The 19704-nt window shown below is 37.4% G+C and carries 17 protein-coding genes, 1 tRNA gene and 1 pseudogene; 6 read left to right on the plus strand and 13 right to left on the minus strand.

What is annotated here, in order from left to right; genetic code table 11:
- Window positions 1-55 precede the first annotated feature (55 nt).
- The 4 genes from AC6H22_RS04715 (at window position 56) to mreD (ending at window position 4647) form a co-directional block, all read left to right on the plus strand.
- Window positions 56-1834, plus strand: a complete 1779-nt coding sequence (locus tag AC6H22_RS04715) for an ABC transporter ATP-binding protein/permease (protein WP_497512957.1) — start codon at window positions 56-58, stop codon at window positions 1832-1834.
- 134 nt (window positions 1835-1968) lie between these two features.
- On the plus strand, window positions 1969-3024 hold the full coding sequence (locus tag AC6H22_RS04720) for a rod shape-determining protein (protein WP_005629101.1): 1056 nt from the start codon (window positions 1969-1971) through the stop codon (window positions 3022-3024).
- A gap of 79 nt (window positions 3025-3103) precedes the next feature.
- Window positions 3104-4159, plus strand: a complete 1056-nt coding sequence (gene mreC, locus AC6H22_RS04725; protein WP_005629099.1) for a rod shape-determining protein MreC — start codon at window positions 3104-3106, stop codon at window positions 4157-4159.
- A complete protein-coding gene (gene mreD, locus AC6H22_RS04730; protein WP_139989125.1) occupies window positions 4159-4647 on the plus strand; it encodes a rod shape-determining protein MreD in 489 nt (162 codons plus the stop codon). Before mreC ends, mreD begins: the two co-directional genes overlap by 1 nt.
- Window positions 4648-4698: 51 nt before the next feature.
- Here the strand turns inward: mreD and AC6H22_RS04735 are convergent, their stop codons facing one another.
- Genes AC6H22_RS04735 through AC6H22_RS04755 form a run of 5 tightly spaced genes read right to left on the minus strand, consistent with a single transcriptional unit; the run spans window position 4699 to window position 8796 of the window.
- A complete protein-coding gene (locus tag AC6H22_RS04735) occupies window positions 4699-5475 on the minus strand; it encodes a TIGR01619 family protein (RefSeq protein ID WP_114892333.1) in 777 nt (258 codons plus the stop codon).
- Window positions 5476-5484: 9 nt separating this feature from the next.
- Window positions 5485-6288 (minus strand): exodeoxyribonuclease III, encoded by an 804-nt coding sequence (gene xthA, locus AC6H22_RS04740; RefSeq protein WP_005628039.1) that lies wholly within the window; start codon window positions 6286-6288, stop codon window positions 5485-5487.
- 47 nt (window positions 6289-6335) lie between these two features.
- Window positions 6336-7010, minus strand: coding sequence for a TIGR01621 family pseudouridine synthase (locus AC6H22_RS04745; RefSeq protein WP_005628037.1), 675 nt, complete (start codon window positions 7008-7010; stop codon window positions 6336-6338).
- Complete coding sequence (locus AC6H22_RS04750; protein WP_005628034.1) at window positions 7010-8074, minus strand: YcjF family protein; 1065 nt, start codon at window positions 8072-8074, stop codon at window positions 7010-7012. Before AC6H22_RS04750 ends, AC6H22_RS04745 begins: the two co-directional genes overlap by 1 nt.
- A gap of 59 nt (window positions 8075-8133) precedes the next feature.
- Window positions 8134-8796, minus strand: coding sequence for a Bax inhibitor-1/YccA family membrane protein (locus AC6H22_RS04755; RefSeq protein WP_005628031.1), 663 nt, complete (start codon window positions 8794-8796; stop codon window positions 8134-8136).
- Window positions 8797-8976: 180 nt separating this feature from the next.
- On the opposite strand from AC6H22_RS04755, the gene AC6H22_RS04760 reads away from it, so the two are divergent.
- Window positions 8977-9066 (plus strand) — tRNA-Ser (locus tag AC6H22_RS04760).
- A gap of 56 nt (window positions 9067-9122) precedes the next feature.
- Here the strand turns inward: AC6H22_RS04760 and AC6H22_RS04765 are convergent.
- A complete protein-coding gene (locus tag AC6H22_RS04765; RefSeq protein ID WP_114892336.1) occupies window positions 9123-9677 on the minus strand; it encodes a YtfJ family protein in 555 nt (184 codons plus the stop codon).
- Window positions 9678-9780: 103 nt separating this feature from the next.
- On the opposite strand from AC6H22_RS04765, the gene AC6H22_RS04770 reads away from it, so the two are divergent.
- The gene (locus AC6H22_RS04770; RefSeq protein WP_046953438.1) at window positions 9781-10107 is read left to right on the plus strand and encodes a zinc ribbon domain-containing protein YjdM; all 327 of its coding nucleotides are present in this window, start codon (window positions 9781-9783) and stop codon (window positions 10105-10107) included.
- A gap of 47 nt (window positions 10108-10154) precedes the next feature.
- On the opposite strand, the pseudogene AC6H22_RS04775 reads toward AC6H22_RS04770, so the two are convergent.
- The 7 genes and pseudogenes from AC6H22_RS04775 to msbA all read right to left on the minus strand — a co-directional run.
- A pseudogene (locus AC6H22_RS04775) lies at window positions 10155-10450 on the minus strand (IS3 family transposase); the annotation flags it as partial.
- A 458-nt stretch (window positions 10451-10908) separates the two neighbouring features.
- Window positions 10909-13197, minus strand: coding sequence for a bifunctional glutamate--cysteine ligase GshA/glutathione synthetase GshB (gene gshAB, locus AC6H22_RS04780; protein ID WP_497512951.1), 2289 nt, complete (start codon window positions 13195-13197; stop codon window positions 10909-10911).
- Between the two features lie 174 nt (window positions 13198-13371).
- On the minus strand, window positions 13372-14085 hold the full coding sequence (locus AC6H22_RS04785; RefSeq protein ID WP_497515447.1) for a TerC family protein: 714 nt from the start codon (window positions 14083-14085) through the stop codon (window positions 13372-13374).
- Between the two features lie 97 nt (window positions 14086-14182).
- Window positions 14183-16012 carry an excinuclease ABC subunit UvrC gene (gene uvrC, locus AC6H22_RS04790; RefSeq protein WP_046953435.1) on the minus strand — a complete coding sequence of 610 codons (1830 nt, stop codon included), beginning with the start codon at window positions 16010-16012 and terminating at the stop codon, window positions 14183-14185.
- A 1-nt stretch (window position 16013) separates the two neighbouring features.
- Complete coding sequence (kdsB, locus tag AC6H22_RS04795) at window positions 16014-16778, minus strand: 3-deoxy-manno-octulosonate cytidylyltransferase (protein WP_005643449.1); 765 nt, start codon at window positions 16776-16778, stop codon at window positions 16014-16016.
- Window positions 16779-16848: 70 nt separating this feature from the next.
- The gene (gene lpxK, locus AC6H22_RS04800; protein ID WP_497515448.1) at window positions 16849-17847 is read right to left on the minus strand and encodes a tetraacyldisaccharide 4'-kinase; all 999 of its coding nucleotides are present in this window, start codon (window positions 17845-17847) and stop codon (window positions 16849-16851) included.
- A 71-nt stretch (window positions 17848-17918) separates the two neighbouring features.
- Window positions 17919-19682: a lipid A ABC transporter ATP-binding protein/permease MsbA gene (gene msbA, locus AC6H22_RS04805; protein ID WP_005627993.1), complete on the minus strand. Its 1764-nt coding sequence runs from the start codon at window positions 19680-19682 to the stop codon at window positions 17919-17921.
- Window positions 19683-19704: the final 22 nt, after the last annotated feature.

Genomic DNA, 19704 nt, shown 5'->3' on the forward strand with positions numbered 1-19704 from the left:
TTTTACAAAAAGTGCGGTTATTTTTCACCGCATTTCTATCTCGGATGGAATATTTATGGATTACGGCCAAGAAGCCATTACTTCTCTTATTTGGATTTTACAAACGCTAGCCATCACCTCAGTCGTCTTTAGTTTCGGCATTTTTCTTTTGGTGCGTTTTACCCAATGGGGAAAACAATTTTGGATGTTTGCAGGTGGCTATCTTTCACCTAAACGCAGCATCAAACCTATCCTATTCTTTCTGCTTATCGTTGCGATGACATTACTCAGTGTGCGTATCAGCCTAGTGCATTCTGAGTGGTACAAAAATATGTACACATCATTGCAAGAATTTAATGAACATGTATTTTGGCAACAAATGGGCTTGTTCTGCGTCATTGCTGCAAGTTCTGTTTCAGCAGCATTAGTAAGCTATTATTTAGAACAACGTTTCGTCATCAACTGGATTGAGTGGCTTAATGAACAGCTTGTTGATAAATGGATGGCACATCGAGCCTATTACAAAACACAGTATTTATCAGAAAATCTAGATAACCCCGATCAACGTATTCAACAAGATGTCCAATCTTATGTAAAAACCACGCTTTCTTTAAGCACCGGAGTGATTGATGCGGTCACCTCGATGATCTCTTACACGATTTTGTTATGGGGATTAGCGGGTCCAATGATGGTACTTGGCATGGAAATTCCACATATGATGGTGTTCTTAGTGTTTGGCTATGTCATTTTCACTACCCTCATTGCATTTTGGCTCGGTCGACCATTAATATCGTTAAATTTTATTAATGAACGCTTAAACGCAAACTACCGTTATTCTTTAATTCGCATAAAAGAATATGCCGAAAGCATTGCTTTTTACGCAGGTGAAAAAGTAGAAAAAAATCAGCTTTACCAACAATTCAACGCTGTCATCCATAACATGTGGGTAATCGTATTTAGAACACTAAAATTTTCAGGATTTAACTTAGTTGTAAGTCAAGTTTCTGTTGTTTTTCCATTGTTAATTCAAGTTGGACGTTACTTTGAAAAACAAATAAAACTCGGTGATTTAATGCAAACTTTACAAGTATTTGGAAAATTGCACAGCAATCTTTCATTTTTCCGTAATACTTATGATAGTTTTGCTGGGTATAAAGCGACGCTTGACCGTTTAACTGGTTTCAGCTATGCCATTGAAATGGTGAATCATGAGTCGCAGGCACAAATCTACAATCACCCTACAAATGTTATTTTCAACAACTTAAGTGTTAAAAATCCATTAGGTCACACTCTGGTAGAAAATCTCAACATTACGCTACCGCAAGGAGCGAGCTTACTCATTCAAGGAAAATCTGGTGTAGGGAAAACGACTCTTTTACGAACAATCGCAGGACTCTGGAGCTACGCAGAAGGTGAAGTGATTTGCCCAACAAACAGTCAACTTTTCTTATCGCAAAAACCCTATGTGCCACAAGGAAATTTGATGTCGGCATTAACTTATCCCAATAAGCCTGACAATATTTCACATAAGCAAGCGGTAGAAATATTAAACAAAGTGCAACTAGGACATTTGGCTGAACAATTAGAAAAAGAACAAGACTGGACGCGTATTCTTTCTCTTGGTGAGCAACAGCGTTTAGCGTTTGCGCGTTTGATTCTACACAAACCTGCCGTCGCCTTCTTAGATGAAGCCACAGCAAGTATGGATGAAGGTTTAGAATTTGCGATGTATCAACTATTAAAACAAGAGCTACCAAAAACCACACTAATCAGTGTTGGCCACCATTCAACGCTGAAAGCTTTACATCAGCAACAACTGACCCTACAAGATAAAGGCCAGTGGCAACTAACGTAAAAAACACGAAAAACAACTGTAATTTCAACACATTTTTTGGTACATTTAGCACAATTTTTTTGCGTGCTTGGCTGTGAAATAATTTCACTTTTTCAGCCAAACAAAATTAACTCTGATTTTAGAATGGAATAATTATGTTATTTAAAAAAATTCGTGGACTTTTCTCAAATGATCTTTCTATTGATTTAGGTACAGCAAACACTTTAATTTACGTAAAAAGTCAAGGTATTGTCTTAGATGAACCTTCCGTTGTTGCCATTCGACAAGATCGCGTTGGTTCACTAAAAAGCATCGCTGCTGTAGGTAAAGAAGCAAAATTAATGCTTGGACGTACACCCAAAAGCATCGCTGCAATTCGCCCAATGAAAGATGGCGTAATCGCAGATTTCTTTGTTACAGAAAAAATGTTGCAATACTTTATTAAACAAGTTCACAGCGGTAATTTTATGCGTCCAAGCCCTCGTGTACTCGTCTGTGTGCCTGCTGGTGCAACACAAGTAGAACGTCGTGCAATTAAAGAATCCGCAATCGGTGCTGGTGCGCGTGAAGTATATTTAATTGAAGAACCAATGGCAGCTGCAATCGGCGCTAAATTACCTGTTTCTACTGCAGTTGGTTCGATGGTAATTGACATCGGTGGCGGGACAACTGAAGTCGCTGTAATTTCTTTAAACGGTATCGTATATTCTTCTTCAGTTCGTATCGGCGGTGACCGTTTTGATGAAGCGATTATTTCTTATGTTCGCCGTACTTTTGGTTCTGTTATTGGTGAGCCAACAGCAGAACGAATCAAACAAGAAATCGGTACAGCCTACATTCAAGAAGGTGATGAAATTAAAGAAATGGAAGTGCATGGTCATAACCTTGCTGAAGGGGCACCTCGTTCATTCACCTTAACCTCACGCGATGTTTTAGAAGCTATCCAACAGCCATTAAATGGTATTGTTGCGGCTGTTCGAACTGCACTCGAAGAATGTCAACCAGAACACGCTGCTGATATTTTTGAACGAGGTATGGTGTTAACTGGTGGTGGTGCACTATTGCGTAATATTGATACGCTTCTCTCTAAAGAGTCTGGCGTTCCAGTAATTATCGCAGAAGATCCATTAACCTGTGTTGCTCGCGGTGGCGGTGAGGCATTAGAAATGATCGATATGCACGGTGGCGACATTTTTAGTGACGAAATTTAATTTAGAACAAAAATAAAAAGTGCGGTTAAAATGACCGCACTTTTCCTTTTAATCTTTTTATCTCAATGTAGGACGCTTAATGAAGCCTATTTTCGGTAAAGCCCCCCCGCTTGGCATTCGATTATTATTAGCTGTAGCAGCTTCCCTTTCTTTAATCTTAGCTGATGGTCAAACTAATTCAATGACTAAAGCTCGCAGCGCCATGGAAACTGCAGTGGGTGGCCTCTATTATCTTGCCAATAGCCCTCGTACAGTATTAGATGGGGTATCTGATAATTTAGTAGATACCAGTAAATTACAAATCGAAAATAAAGTATTACGCGAACAATTACGTGAAAAAAATGCAGATTTACTCTTACTAGATCAACTCAAAGTCGAGAATCAGCGTTTACGTTTATTGTTAAACTCCCCTTTACGCACCGATGAATACAAAAAGATTGCTGAAATTTTAACCGCAGAAACAGATATTTATCGTCAACAAATTGTTATTAACCAAGGCGAAAAAGACGGTGCTTATGTAGGTCAGCCTGTAATTGATGAAAAAGGCGTCATTGGTCAAATTATTTCTGTGGGAGAGAATACCAGCCGAGTACTACTCTTAACTGATGTCACTCATTCTATTCCAGTACAAGTTCTACGTAACGATGTTCGCGTCATTGCAAGTGGTACAGGACATACTGATGAGCTAACTCTTGATAATGTACCTCGTTCTGTAGATATCGAAAAAGGCGACTTACTTGTAACGTCTGGTCTTGGTGGTCGTTTCCTTGAAGGCTATCCAGTAGCGGTTGTACAAAGCGTTTCACGCGATGGTTCCAATTACTTTGCGACGGTCAAAGCCAAACCTCTCGCGGCCCTTGAACGCTTACGCTATGTATTGCTGCTTTGGCCAAGCAATTTAGATATGTCTAAAGTAAAATCTATGTCTCCAGAAGAAGTGCGTAATTTAGTGCAAAAACGTTTAGAAAGCCAAGCGAATGAAGCTGATTACAAAGTAAAAAAAGCCCCATTAACAGACGATAATCTTCAAGAAAATAAGGATAAATCAACGGTTGAACCTGAAATCCCAACCGATGCACCGCAAAATGAAGAAGCTGTACCGTCAGAACAACAAGAACATAGGGAAGAAGATTAATGCAAACTCGCTTTATTTTACAATGGCTCACAATTTTAAGCTTCTTTGTCGTGGCATTAGTGCTAGAACTGGCACCCTGGCCGCTTGGTTTTCAAGCATTTAAGCCAGCTTGGTTAGTTCTCGTTTTACTTTACTGGGTTCTGGCTATTCCAAATAAAGTCAGTATTGGATGGGCATTTTTATTAGGACTTGTATGGGATTTAATCCTAGGTTCCACATTAGGCATTCATGCTTTAGTCCTTTCTGTGACAATTTATTTTGTGGCAAAAAACTATCTCGTACTCAGAAATTTATCGCTTTGGTTTCAAAGCCTTTTAGTGATTGCGTTTGTGTTTATTGTCAGATTAGCTATTTTCTTAGTTGAATTCTCCCTGCATACCGCATTTTTTAACTGGCAAGAAATCTTTGGGGCTTTAGCATCGGGAATACTATGGCCATGGGTATTTTTATTAATGCGTAAAATACGCCGAAAAGTTAAATTACATTAAAAAAGAGAGATAAATATCTCTCTTTTTTATGACTTACGAGTATCTAAAAAGCTAATTCAACTGTTTATTAGAATCCATCAAAGAATCACATTCCCAGCCGATATACTCTCCCGCAAATTGACCAGCCAGTTTTTCAAAACGTTCTACTTGTTCAAAAATCTCACCATTATCTAATGAAATTTCTTGCTCTAATTTTACCAAGAAATAAGGTTCATCATCTTCATTAAACTGAATAGCTTGTGCGGAATATTGTAATGTCGTGAAAGAATAATCTCCTAAACTAAGCTCATCCATAAAAGGGAACATTTTCTCTTCTACATCAAAATGAAAACTATGCTCCACCAGATACGTATCACTTAAATCGCGACCTTTATTTTTCAGCAAATCAAGTAACTCTTCCGTTGCATTTAATTTAATCTCTAATGGAGAAGCAAGCAAAAAGTCAAAATAAGTATCCCAACTTAAATCCTTTTGCACATTAATATCTTTAACAAAATCAATTTGCTGTAAAGTTTCTACAACAAGATTTTCATGCTCACAGTAAAAATGCATTTTAGCTTGGGCATTACAAATAAAATGTCCGGCAAAAAATACATTCGGAAGTGCGGTTAATTGCGCCAGAATTTTAAATACACGATTAATTAACTTATCGTATTCAATTTCTGAGGGCAAACCAGTTTCATCATCTGCCTTATAAGCGATTGTGAATTGCACTATTTTATCGAGATCTTTACCGTGATATTTTTCAACATCTTCAATATTTGCGGTAAACACGGCGGGCATACCATTCACAGTAGAACGATAATTCTGCCAATTTGCCATATCCATTTCGCTTTCCTATTTAAATTCAGCCCAAATCGGTGCGTGATCAGACGGTTTTTCCATTGCTCGAATATCCAATGCAATGCCCACATCGACACAGCGCTCAGCCAATTTTTGACTTACTAAAATATGATCAATTCGTAAACCTCGATTATCATCAAAACCTTTAGAACGGTAATCAAACCACGAGAATTTATCATTTGCTGTTGGATTTAGCTTACGAAAACTATCTTCTAATCCATAATCATACAAACGTTGATACCACGCTCTTTCTTCAGGTAAGAAAGAACATTTCCCTGTGCGTAACCAACGTTTACGATTTTCATCTCCGATACCAATATCTAAATCACTTGGGCTAATATTCATATCGCCCATAATTAAAATAGGATTCGATTTGTCATGTTCTTTTTCTAAATACTGTTGAAGATCCGCATAAAATTTCTCTTTAGCTGGAAATTTAGTCTCGTGCGCACGACTTTCCCCCTGCGGGAAATAGCCATTAATTACGGTCAACAAACCAAAATCAGTTTCAAGATCAGCCATAATAATGCGTTTTTGCGCATCTTCATTGTCTGTTGGAAAACCACGACGAACCGCTTTAGGTTCTTGTTTAGTCAATAATGCTACGCCATAGTGACCTTTCTGTCCGTGATGAAATACGTGATAACCTAAGTTTTCTGTAATTTCATAAGGAAAAGCCTCATCAGCGACTTTAATTTCTTGCAAGCCGATTACATCTGGCTGATATCTTTCAATAATGGCTTCAAGTTGATGTGGTCGAGCACGTAAACCATTTATATTAAAAGAGATAAATTTCATTTTTGTTCCTATTAAAGAGTAAAATTGTCTTTATTATACAGAGATTTCTATTTTGATAAAAACGGCTTTGTCAGATAAGCCTTAATTTGCTCAAACACACTGGATTTAATCCAAAATTGACCTTGAGAGGGTAAACAAGTTACCGAAATAAAATCATTCAAATAATCAAATTCCAATTGAGCAGCATGCAAATAAGTGCGGTCAATTTTTTCAGTATTTTTACCATAAAGTCCATCGCCTAAAATCGGGCTACCTAAACTTTTCATCGCAACACGTAATTGATGCGTTTTCCCCGTTTGTGGTTTTAAAATAAATAAACGTAAATTAGGTTCACAACTTACACTCTCAAAACGGGTAATTGCGGGATTTTCTTTTGTTTGACAAAGTTTCCATGCGCCATCTCTGGCTTTCTTCATATCCCCGACGATCAATCCTTGTTTCTTTTTAGGCTTTTGGTTACTTAATGCCAAATACGTTTTATGAATTTTATGTTCAGAAAAAAGTCGTGAAAATTCAGCCGCACTTTCAGCATTCAATGCCAAAATTAATAGACCCGACGTCACTTTATCCAAGCGATGAACTAACCATACTTGAGGCACATTCAGTTGTTTTGCAACAAGTTCTGTTAAGCCTTGTTCTTCTTGATCTTTATGAACACTAATACCTTCAGGCTTGTTGATAATAATAAAATCGCTATGTTGATAAGCAACCTCGATTTTCATCAGACTTGCTCCTTTTTGTAAATTTTATTTTTACCGAGAACAATATCTTTTACCGAGCGAAGTAATTCCTGTTGAATGTGTGAGAGCTTTGGTTTTTCATTTAATTGAAATGCTAATGGGCGACAAAGCTCCATTGCTTTCACGCCTAATCTAGCAGTGAGCAATCCCACGCCGATTCCTTGAGCTATACGTGCAGAAAGCTTTGCTGTTACATCTTGAGAAAGCCAATCCATTCCAATATCTTGTGCCACTTCGGTTGCCCCAGCAAAAGCGATATTGACCAATACCATTCTTAACAATCGAATACGTGAAAAATACCCCAATTCAATTCCATAAATCTCAGCAATCTTATTCATTAATCTAAGATTTCTCCACGCGATAAAAAACATATCCACTACAGCAAGTGGACTAATCGCGACAATCACCGCTGATTCAGCAGCAATTTTACTAATCAATTTTTTAGCTTGTGAATCAAAAGTAGACAAAACATTACGACTAAATAAATGTGTAATTTCTTGCGCTGAATAAGCTTCATTTAATTGCTGTTGCCATTGAATTACCTCTGGAGAGTCATTTTCCAAACGTAGCGATTTTGCAATATCTAAGCAAAGAACTTTACTTTTTTCTGAGTTATGAACAGAAAAAACATCACCATTTTTTACCGCACTCTCTAACCAAATTTGCTGACTTTGTTGTTGCAATTGCTCACGTTTTTTTAAACGAACTAAACGTCGCCACTCACCAATAATCTCTTTAATACCCAATAAAATGACAATTAAACTGACTAAAGCAAAAGCAAGATAAATCCATTGATGTTGTTGATAGCTATCCCAAATCCACTGCACAGATTGCGCAACTGTCGCCGCACCAAATAAAAGTGCGGTAAATTTTAATAAAGTTTTTCCAAAACCTGATTTTGGTTTCAATGCCTGTTCAAGTTGAGCATCAAGTAATTCCCCTTCTAAGGGTTCATCCAGCTTTGTTTCTACATGATGAAACTCTTGCTTAGGCTGATATTGTTCTTCCTCAACGTTGACTGCATGTTCAAAAATTTGTTTTTCCATTGCCTATTCCAAAAAATAACCCCACTGAAAAGTGGGGTCACAATGTCAAAATTCAATCATTATTCATCGTTTGAGAAGATAGAAAGTAATCTTAATAAACTCAAGAATAAATTGTAGATTGAAACATAAATATTCACGGTTGCGCGAATGTAATTCGTTTCACCTCCATGGATGATATTACTGGTTTCATACAAAATAGTCATTGTAGAGAACACAACAAATAATGCACTAATTGCGACTGATAACGCAGGAATTTGGAAGAAGAAACTTGCCACCATACCAAGCAATAGCACAATAAATAATGCAAACATTGCGCTTGATAAAAATGACATATCTTTTTTCGTAGTCAATACATAAGCGGAACACGCGAAAAATACGATAGCAGTTCCAGCGAATGCAAGCATAATCAAATCTTCCATTCCACGTGCCACATACATATTTAAAATTGGCCCGATGGTATACCCCATAAATCCGGTGAAAGCAAAGGCCGCCAAAATACCAGCAGGACGATCAGCTAATTTATTTGTTAAGAAAAGTAAACCATAAAAACCCACTAGTAACACAATAATATTTGGATACGGCAGGTTTAGGCTCATTGAAATAAATGCAACAACCGCTGAAAATGCCATGGTTAATCCCAATAAAAAATACGTGTTACGCAACACTTTATGTGTGCTGAGTAGCGATTCCTGCTGAACATCCACAATAAGACGTGATTGCATAAAAGCTCCTTGTAGAATAAGTAAAAAGTCTCTTGTAAAGTAAGGGTTAGGGGTAAAAAAGTCAATGGTATTGATAGAATTAATTTCATCAAAATGAATAAATTATCATCACCTAAACTTAAATCATGAGATTTCTGTTTACATCAATAAAATATTCATTATACTACGCCCATCAATCACGGAGGAATGGTCGAGTGGTTGAAGGCACCGGTCTTGAAAACCGGCGAGGGTTTACGCCCTCCTAGGGTTCGAATCCCTATTCCTCCGCCATCAGAATTAAAAAATCCCTAAGTCGAAAGGCTTAGGGATTTTTACTTTGTATTACATTATTTGGTTAATCCATTCACTAGTGAAATAACAGCCTGAATATCGCTATCAGACAATTTTCCTTCTTTCACAAATTTTACTTTTCCCATTTTGTCTAACACGATAATTGCACTATCTTTAGGATTTAATCCCCAAGCATTTTTCACTGCACTTTTATCATCTAATACAACCTGGCTATGTGGATTTTGCTGTTTTCCTTTTTGTGCACCATTTTTTACAAACATACCTGTACCAACAATCGCATCATCTGCATTAATAATGGTCGTTGTTTGGTATTTTGCAGGATTAAAATGAGATGCTTTTATTGCATCAATCATTGGCTGATTTTTCTCTTTTGCTGCAGTTCTACCCGCTAAATGATGTACAACACGCACTTTACCCGCTAACCCCGCAGCCCCCCAAGGTTGAAACGCGGTATCTTTTCCAGAAAGTACAATTTCACCATACTCACTCACTTTGACCGATGGTAAAGATTGCTCTAATTGCAAATTGTGAGCCCAAGTTGAGCTACTAAACATCACGCCACAAACTAAGGCAAGAATTTGTTTCTTCATACATTTTCCTCAAAAATTTATCAAATACTTTCACGCTTTGGCGAAAGACATCTTTTTTGCTATACTCGCGCGCCTATTATATGTAATCAAGAAGGAAAACCCAATGGATCAAATGCCTAATTGCCCAAAATGTCAAAGTGAATACGTTTACCACGATTCAATTAATTTTGTTTGCCCTGATTGCGGTAATGAATGGGACAATAATGAAATTCAAGAATCAGATGACGATAAACTAATCGTAAAAGACAGCAATGGGAATTTGCTTGCAGATGGCGACGATGTACTTTTGATTAAAGATTTAAAATTAAAAGGTTCATCAGAAGTATTGAAAAAAGGTACAAAATTCAAAAACATCCGCTTAGTAAATGGCGATCATAACGTCGATTGCGGCAAAATCATGTTGAAATCTGAGTTTTTGAAAAAAGCTTAATCGAAAAAAATGCGGTCTAAATGATCTGACCCCAAAAAGTTAGACTCTTATTTAAAGGATTGTTTTCGATATTGTATTGGACTCAGTCCTTTTAATTTTAGTTTAATCCGTCGATGATTATAGTAATCCAAATAATCCCTGACGGCATCAACTATCTCTTCTCTACTGTAAATTCCAGGCCATAAAAACATTCCGGTTTTAATCGCCCAAAGAAACTTTCCATCGCAACATTATCCAAGAAGCAGCTCCCTTTTCTCGACCTACTTTGAATGATACCATGTTCAGCCAAAATTCGACGATAAATCACCATTTGATACTGACAGCCTTGGGCTGAATGTAAAATGGCACCAAAAGCTTTGTTTAATCCTTTGGCGTTTGGATAATTTCCGTTGTTCGGTTTAGTTCTAAAGTCGGAGCATTCTCAACTCCTTTAAATAAGCTACCTCCGCTTCAAGCTGTAAAATTATCAAACGTAAGCGGTCTTCTTCCGTTTTAGAAGGAGGCATTTGGGCATATTTATTTCATAGAGGGTCGTTCTAATGGATTACAAGGAATCAGCCTATTTATGCTATTTTTTCAATGCGTTTCAACTAGGTTCCAACTAATGTATCTGAGGGAATATTATAAAAATGAGCCGCTTCTCTGATAATCATTTTTCAATTCAGAATAGATTGGAGAAGCTGTAATTTAAATTCGATTGTGTAGTGTTTACCCATAATAAAATCTGCACCTCAATTGTTAGTTTGTTTAATCCAACTCTTGGGGTACAGATCATTTCTTATCTCTTAACTTAAGTTGATACTACATTTCTATATTTGGAAACAACATTTTAATGACGTTCTTAGTCAATCTTCTTGATTTACCTTGATAAGGGAAAATATGCATCATCATCATTGGATTAAAATTAGCTTCAATTACTCCCCAGGAATTTAAGGATGGTTCAGCTTGTTTTGTTAAATCAGGAATAATTAAATCAACCCCGCAAACTTTAGCCCCCATCGCACGAGCAACCCCTACAGCAATCTGTTTATAACTCTCATGCATTTTATCAGTCATATCAATAGAATCACCACCTGTACTGATATTAGAATTAGCACGTAACTGCACAATTTGACCATCCTGAGGTACACTATCAGGTGTTAATCCTTGTTCTTTTAACTGTAATAATTCTATGTCACCTAAAGCGATCTTTTTGAGAGGTGAACGAGAACCATCTCCCCGTAAAGGATCTGCATTTTTTATCTCGACCAATTCACGCACCGTGTTCTTTCCATCACCAATAACATTTGCAGGTACACGCAACAACACTGCAAGCGTTTCATCCCCCAAAACAAAGAAGCGATATTCTGTACCAACTAAATAATCTTCAACCATCACTTCTTTATCTTCGCGAAAAGCAATCTCAATCGCTTTGACAAAATCATCTCTATGTGCCACACCCTGTTTGAAAATTGTGATACCTAAACCATAATTTGTGGATTTTGGCTTAATAACGACAGCGCGCCCTTCAAATAAAGCATAATGTGCAACAGCTTGTTCAATCGATGTAAATTCCAAGCTTTTTGGTACATTAAAACCAGCCTTTGATAATACTTTCTTCGTCACTACTTTATTTTCCATAATCAATGGAGAGATATATTGATCATGGCTAGTCATATTACCGTTTTTAACATATTCAAAGTGTTCACCAAATTTAAGTGCAAGAAATTGATCATTCTCATCTAGAATTTCAGTTGTAACACCTTTTTGAATCAAATCAAATAGTAAAGCTTGAGTGGAAAGCTCCATATTATCAAATGCAGATAAAGCATAAAAACGTTTAAAAGCTTGAGATTTATATAGCTTCGCAAGTTTTATCCCCAAGGCTTTATAACTTCCCTCCTGCTCAATCGCTTCAAGCAATTTTCCATTTACTGTTAGACTTGGCTCTGCCAATTGCACCAATTTTTCTTCCGAAATTTTAACCGATCTTTCATCTGCATTGATAATTTTCAACATATCAATAATTTGGCGCAATATTGCTTCCCCCTCTTCTCGAAATGCTGTTTGCTCACGAGGATCTTCAAGGGATACTTGATATAATCTTTGTTTACCAAGCTCTACTTCTTTTTGACCACTTGTCTCATCAAGCCATAACATTCCTAATAAGAAAGTATGAATAAATTTTGCATCATCTAGACTGATACCATATGGTTCAAGTGGATTCAAATCAAACAAACGAAATTCTGCATACTGAACGCCTTTTTCTAGCAATTCACGAGCTTTTTTCGAACCTCGTAAACGAACATTAGAATAAAATTCTTTTTCTGCAATCAAATGACCAGATTTAACTTGAAACTCTAATGTTTCTACATAATTTTCAAGGTTATCATGATTCACCACAACATTAGATGAATTAACGTAACCATAGGGACTAGAACGTAAACTACGTACTAACTGCCCCTCTTTCAAAGGAAAATTCAGTACGCCATTTCGAGAAAAATAATTTGCTTCCACTATAGGACTTGCTGCAAGTAAATAAACTAAGATCCACTGATAGCGTAGAAAATTATTAGCCAATTTCATATATAAAGCATTCTGAAAATCTTTAAGATGAACATATTCATCTTGCAACAGGAATACAGCTTTCACAAATTCAGGTGACAACTGGAAATTGTAATGAATTCCACTTACCATTTGCTTGTATTTGCCATATTGTTTAGACAGATGCTCTCGATATTCCACATCTTCCTGTTTATCAAGCTGCGCCTCTTGAATCTCATTTTCTGGTGGTAATCCCGCAGGCATACTAAATGGGAAAATATATTCATTTTCAGGTAAAGAACGCAGCACCACCTCATGAATTGCAGAAAGCCAACGTAGGCTATCTTCCAGTTTAGCATTTGGTGGCGTAATCAACTCAAGCTGACTCTCGGCAAAATCTGTTTGAATATAGGGATGATAAGAACGGTTACCAAATACTCGTGGATGGGGGGTCGTCACAATATTCCCCTTATCGTCAATACGTTGACTTTCCTTTTCTAAACCAAATTGACCCTGCTGAAAAAGTAAACCTAGTTGATATTGTTTAACCCATCGTTGTAATTTCATTATGTCCCCTTTCAAATAAAAACTTTTATTGAAATAATACCATACTAAAAGAGTCCCATTTATGTTGAAATGGAACTGAATAGATAATTTAGTTATATAAAGATTAACTAAATAAACTAAAAGGGCCAAGTTCCTCAAATCACAGAACTCAGCCCTTAAATTATTTTTAATCTTCTATTTAATCCGTTTTCTCATTCGAATATTGATCATTTCGACCACAACAGAGAATCCCATTGCAAAATAGATGTAACCTTTCGGGATGTGAATATCTAAACTTTCTGCAATTAAACTAATTCCCACTAAAACCAAGAAGGCTAAAGCTAGAATTTTCAAGGTTGGATGCGTATCTACGAAATCGCCGATTGGGTTTGCTGCAAACATCATCACGCCAACGGCAATAATAATCGCCAAAATCATAACAGGAAGGTGGCTTGCCATACCTACTGCAGTAATCACGGAATCTAAAGAAAACACAATATCTAGCACTGCAATTTGAATTAATACACCAAGATAACTCACTTTGTTTTTGCTTTCAGATTCATGGTGTTCTTGATGATTGATTGCTTCTTTAATTTCGCCTAAACTTTTTACAATCAGGAATAAACCACCGATTAATAAAATCAAATCACGCCCAGAAATTTCTTGATTAAACACAGTAAATAACGGTGCGGTAAGCTTCATCATCCAAGCAAGTGACATTAAAAGTAAAATTCTTGTCAGCATTGCTAAACCAAGTCCAACAATACGACCAGACTGGCGTTGGCTTTCAGGTAAACGCCCAACTAGGATACTAATAAAAATAATATTATCGACCCCTAAAACGATCTCCAAAGCAGCAAGTGTCGCAAGTGATATCCACGCTTCAGGATCAGTAATCCATTCAAACATAATTTTTCCTATAATAAAGTTAAATAAATCCGAAAGTGCGGATCATAATGGCTTTATGATGAAAAGCAATCGTTATTTACATTTAAGAGATAATTGATTAATCGTTTCTGAGCGTTTCAAAAATCGTTTCGGCAAGTTTAAGGGAAATCCCAGGTACAGAGGCTATTTCATCTAAGGTCGCCTTTTTCACACCTTGTAAACCACCAAGATATTTCAGTAAAGCCTGACGACGTTTAGCGCCCACACCTTCAATGGTTTCTAAACCACTTTGTGTAAAGGCTTTTTGACGTTTTTTACGGTGCCCGCTTATTGCGTGATTATGGCTTTCATCACGGATGTGTTGAATCAAATGCAATGCCAAACTATCATCAGGTAAATGAATTTCGCGGTCTTGTTTGCTGATGATCAGTACTTCCTGCCCTGCTCGACGATCCACACCTTTTGCCACGCCAATTAAGTGCGGTCTATTTTTATCCCATTTTACTTGAAGATGTTGGAATACATTCAATGCACGATTTAATTGCCCTTTTCCACCATCAATAAAAATAATATCGGGAATTTTATCTTCTTCTAAATCACGCTCATAACGTTTCTGCAACGCTTGTTCCATCGCAGCATAATCATCCCCGCCAGTAATCCCTTCAATATTAAAACGACGATAATCAGATTTCATTGGACCTTCTTGATTAAAGACAACACAAGATGCCACCGTTTGATTTCCCATCGTGTGGCTTATATCGAAACATTCCATACGCTTAATTTCAGGAAGATTTAACAGATCACACAACGCTTGATAACGCTCTGACATTCGTGAAGATTGTTTAAGTTGTACATTTAAAGCCGCTTTGGCATTAACTTGTGCGAGCTGTAAATATTTACTCTTATCGCCTTTTACGCTTTCTTGAATCGTCACTTTTCTGCCCGCTTGATCAGTAAGAAGTTGCTCAAGCTCTGATTTTTCAGCTAATTGACGATCGACAATAATGCTATTCGGGATACTTCGTCCTTGATGACCTTGTAAATAAAATTGCCCCACAAAAGTTTCGGTAAGTTCTGATAAATCCGTATTGGCGGGTACTTTTGGGAAGTAACTGCGATTGCCGAGCACTTTTCCTTGACGAATAAACATCACTTGTACACAGGCTAAACCGTGTTGGTAAGCGATGGACATAATATCCATATCATCTAAACGCTCATTGGATACAAATTGTTTTTCAATAACCGAACGCACCGCCTGAATTTGATCGCGATAACGAGCAGCCTGTTCAAAATCTAAATTTCTGCTTGCCTGCTCCATTTTACCGATTAAATAATCTAACACCTGTTGATCTTTGCCTTGTAAAAATAAGCGCGCTAATTCAACTTGCTGATTATATTCTTCATCAGAAACATATCCCTGTACACAAGGTGCGGAACAACGCCCAATTTGATATTGCAAACAAGGACGAGAGCGGTTGGAATAAACGGAATTTTCACATTGACGAACAGGGAAAAGTTTTTGCAAAAGCGATAACGTTTCACGCACGGCTCCGGCGTGAGGATAAGGCCCGAAATATTCACCCGCAAATTTTTTAGACCCACGATAGGAAGTGATTCTTGGATGACGTTCTTTGGTTAATAAAATAAATGGATAGGATTTATCATCTCGCAATAACACATTATAACGAGGTTGATAAAGCTTGATAAAATTATGCTCTAGCAGTAAAGCTTCCGTTTCAGATGAAGTTAGCGTGGTGTCAATATGATGAATTGATGCCACCAACGCCTCTGTTTTTTTACTGCTCAGATTTTTACGAAAATAGCTTGAAAGACGTTTTTTTAGATCCTTTGCTTTCCCAACATAAATAACCTGATCTTTATCGTCATACATACGATAAACACCTGGTTCGTGAGAGACATCCGCTAAGAACTTTTTAGCATCAAACATTTTAATTCGCCGCTAAAATTGCCCGCACTTTTTCCAAATCTTCAGCGGTATCCACCCCCACTGCTGGCACTTCTTTCGCAAGTTCCACATGAATGCGTTCGCCGTTATATAACACACGAAGCTGCTCAAGTTTTTCTAGATTTTCAAGTTGAGTCGGTGCCCATTGCACATATTGTTTTATGAAACCCGCACGATACGCGTAAATACCAATATGACGTAAGTAAGCATCCGCAAGCTGTACTTTCTGAACATCCTGTAAATTCATAAACTGATCACGATCGTAAGGAATAACCGAACGAGAAAAATACAGTACATAGCCCTCTTTATCTGTTAACACTTTCACTGCATTTGGATTGAATAATTCCTCAGCATCATGAATTTTTACCGCAAGGCTTGCCATGTTCACGTTAAATTTTGCTAAATTATCTGCCACTTGTCGCACGATAACGGGAGGAATCAAAGGCTCATCCCCTTGAATATTGACAATGATTTCATTGTCAGGAATCGCTAATTTTTCTACAACTTCCGCTAAACGTTCTGTACCAGAATTATGATTAACCGAAGTCATACACACTTCCGCACCAAAACTTTTGGCAACATCAGCCACATTTTCATTATCGGTGGCAATAATCACTCGGCTCGCCCCAGACTGCAACGCTTTCTCAAATACATGTTGAATCATTGGCTTACCCGCAATATCAGCAAGAGGTTTTCCAGGCAAACGACTTGATGCAAAACGAGCGGGGATAATCACAGTAAATGACATAATTTATTCCTTATTCTTTAATATTTCAGCTTTATCGGCAAGTAATCAAAACAACTGGAGATTAATTCTTTCAGCCATTTCTATATTGCGCCACAAGTTTGTCTATTTTGTCCCAAAAGAGCGGTAAATTTTCACTTTGTTTTTCAGCCTCAATAATCTCCGCATCCACAGGGACATACCACCAATTATCTTTGGCAAAAGATTGGCATTTTACGGCATCTTTTTCCGTCATAAAGAGCGGTTGATTTTCAGCAATTTTTTCTAATTGAGACGCTTCAAAATGTTGATGATCTTGAAATGCTTGAGTTTTCTGTAATTGAATCCCTAACTTTTCTAACATAGTAAAAAAACGCTGTGGATTGCCAATCCCTGCAATGGCAAAACCTGATTGAAATTCCTTTAATTGGCGTTTTTCATTGGTTTTTAAATTAATCGCGAAATGAGGCACAAGACGCATAACCGCATCTGAATACTGATTTTGTCCACCATTAGTGATCACAAAATCTACGGATTTTAATCGACTTGGTAATTCACGCAATGGGCCTACAGGCAATACAAAACCATTTCCTAATGCACGCTCAGCGTCCATTACGACAATTTCTAAATCACGCTGTAATTTATAATGCTGTAAACCATCATCAGAAATAATAATATCGCACTCTGCTTGGCTTAAGAGTAATTCAATCGCTTGCTGGCGATTCGGGGAAATCACTACTGGCGCATTGGTTCGTTTCGCGATCAATACTGGCTCATCGCCACCTTCAATTGGATTCGTATTTTCAGTGACAAATAACGGATAAGTTTTAGATTTACTGCCGTAACCACGAGAAATCACACCTACGCGCAAACCTCGTTTTTTTAAATCTTCCACAAGCCAAACAACCACAGGCGTTTTGCCATTTCCACCAACAGACAAATTTCCCACAATTATCACCGGTTTTGGTGCGCGATAAGAAGATTTTATCCCCAAAGAGAATAAGGCGCGACGAAGTTGGCTAATCAACCAAAACAATAAAGAAAAAGGCGATAAGAGCCAAATAAGTTTGGAGTTGGAATACCAGAAGGGCATAGAAAATCCTTTCTAATAAGTGCGGATAAATAACGCGAGTTTTTCAACTCGCGTTTTCGATAATCAATAAATTAGCCACTAAACTGCATACTGTGTAATTGTTTATAGGCACCATTTTGTTCAAGCAATGCCTTATGGTTACCACGCTCACGAATTTCACCATGATCAATCACAAGAATTTCATCCGCATTTTCAATGGTTGATAAACGATGAGCGATTACGATAACAGTACGATCTTTCTTCAATTCATCTAATGCAGATTGAATTGCTCGTTCTGATTCTGTATCTAGTGCAGATGTAGCTTCATCTAAAATTAATACTGGAGAATTACGCAATAAAGCACGAGCAATCGCTAAACGTTGACGTTGCCCACCGGATAAGCTAGCACCGTTTTCACCAATGACCGTATCAAAACCTTGTGGTAATTTTTCGATAAACTCTAAAGCATAAGCCGCTTTTGCTGCTGCAATAATTTCTTCGCGAGAATACTTATCCTGCGCTGCATAAGCAATATTATTCGCAATGGTATCGTTAAATAAATGGACTTGTTGAGAAACCACAGCGCAGTTTTCGCGTAAATTAGATAAACGATAATCTTGGATATTTACGCCATCCAGTAAAATTTCACCTTGCTCAATATCGTAAAAACGGGTCACTAAATTAGCAATAGTTGATTTACCCGATCCAGAACGACCAACCAAAGCAACGTTTTTTCCTGCAGGCACGCTAAAAGAAATATTATTTAATGCAAGTTCCTCTTTTCCTGGATATGCAAAACTCACATTTTTAAATTCCAGTGCACCCTTCGCAGGTTCTGCTTTATAAGTACCGTTATCTTTTTCTGGTTCTAAATCTAAAATGGCAAATAAAGTTTGACAGGCTGCCATTCCACGTTGGAATTGAGAGTTTACATTGGTTAAAGATTTTAATGGACGCATCATCGCCAACATAGATGAGAAAACCACCGTAAAAGAACCCGCACTTAGGTTATCTTCCGCAATCAATGGAGTAGTCGCTAAAAACAATACTGCCGCCAAAGCAAGAGAAGCAATAATCTGCACAACAGGATCGGAAATGGAATCTGCGGTGACCATTTTCATACCTTTACGACGCATATTGTTACTGACTTTATTAAAACGTTCTTCCTCGACAAGCTGACCACCAAAAGAAAGCACGACTTTATGTCCTTTCAACATTTGCTCGGTCGTCGCTGTCAATTCCCCCATTGAATCTTGTAAATTCTTACTCAATTTACGGAAAATTTTTGAAACGATAGTGATCAATACCGCAATAATTGGCCCGATAACAAATAACACAAGCGTTAATTCCCAGCTTGTGTAAAACATTACGGCCAATAGCGAAATAATATATGCTCCTTCTCGCACAATTGTAATCAAAGATCCTGAAGAAGAACTTGCAATCATCTCCGAATCATAAGTGATACGAGAAAGTAATTTACCCGTTGAATTTCTGTCAAAGAAACTCACAGGCATAAACATCAAATGTTTAAACAAGCAGCGACGCATTGTCATCACAACTTTGCCTGACACCCATGCTAAACAATAATTAGAAATAAAGTTAGAGATCCCACGCAAAAAAATCATTCCCACGACGACCACAGCCATCATTTTCAAAAATGAATGATCCGCCTTACCGAATCCATCATCTAGCAAAGGTTTTAATAAATAAATAAGGCCTGAATCTGCCAAAGCATTAAGCACCAATGCGATAGCAGCTACCACTAAACCTGCTTTAAAAGGTTTAATTGTTGGCCATAAACGCTTAAACGTTTGTAAGGTTGAAAAATCATTTTCTTGTAATTTTTGCTCTTGCATAATCACTATCTAATGGTAAAAA

It is taken from the genome of Haemophilus sp. THUN1690 (genome assembly GCF_059704375.1).

Coding starts and splice junctions, on each gene's coding strand:
- AC6H22_RS04785 (WP_497515447.1), bottom strand. CDS start 14,085: ATGTTTGAATGGATTACTGATCCTGAAGCGTGGATATCACTTGCGACA.
- xthA (WP_005628039.1), bottom strand. CDS start 6,288: ATGAAATTTATCTCTTTTAATATAAATGGTTTACGTGCTCGACCACAT.
- mreD (WP_139989125.1), top strand. CDS start 4,159: ATGCAAACTCGCTTTATTTTACAATGGCTCACAATTTTAAGCTTCTTT.
- AC6H22_RS04755 (WP_005628031.1), bottom strand. CDS start 8,796: ATGCAATCACGTCTTATTGTGGATGTTCAGCAGGAATCGCTACTCAGC.
- kdsB (WP_005643449.1), bottom strand. CDS start 16,778: ATGTCATTTACTGTGATTATCCCCGCTCGTTTTGCATCAAGTCGTTTG.
- AC6H22_RS04745 (WP_005628037.1), bottom strand. CDS start 7,010: ATGAAAATCGAGGTTGCTTATCAACATAGCGATTTTATTATTATCAAC.
- gshAB (WP_497512951.1), bottom strand. CDS start 13,197: ATGAAATTACAACGATGGGTTAAACAATATCAACTAGGTTTACTTTTT.
- AC6H22_RS04765 (WP_114892336.1), bottom strand. CDS start 9,677: ATGAAGAAACAAATTCTTGCCTTAGTTTGTGGCGTGATGTTTAGTAGC.
- mreC (WP_005629099.1), top strand. CDS start 3,104: ATGAAGCCTATTTTCGGTAAAGCCCCCCCGCTTGGCATTCGATTATTA.
- AC6H22_RS04770 (WP_046953438.1), top strand. CDS start 9,781: ATGGATCAAATGCCTAATTGCCCAAAATGTCAAAGTGAATACGTTTAC.
- uvrC (WP_046953435.1), bottom strand. CDS start 16,012: ATGTTTGATGCTAAAAAGTTCTTAGCGGATGTCTCTCACGAACCAGGT.
- AC6H22_RS04750 (WP_005628034.1), bottom strand. CDS start 8,074: ATGGAAAAACAAATTTTTGAACATGCAGTCAACGTTGAGGAAGAACAA.
- AC6H22_RS04720 (WP_005629101.1), top strand. CDS start 1,969: ATGTTATTTAAAAAAATTCGTGGACTTTTCTCAAATGATCTTTCTATT.
- msbA (WP_005627993.1), bottom strand. CDS start 19,682: ATGCAAGAGCAAAAATTACAAGAAAATGATTTTTCAACCTTACAAACG.
- AC6H22_RS04735 (WP_114892333.1), bottom strand. CDS start 5,475: ATGGATATGGCAAATTGGCAGAATTATCGTTCTACTGTGAATGGTATG.
- AC6H22_RS04715 (WP_497512957.1), top strand. CDS start 56: ATGGATTACGGCCAAGAAGCCATTACTTCTCTTATTTGGATTTTACAA.
- lpxK (WP_497515448.1), bottom strand. CDS start 17,847: ATGCCCTTCTGGTATTCCAACTCCAAACTTATTTGGCTCTTATCGCCT.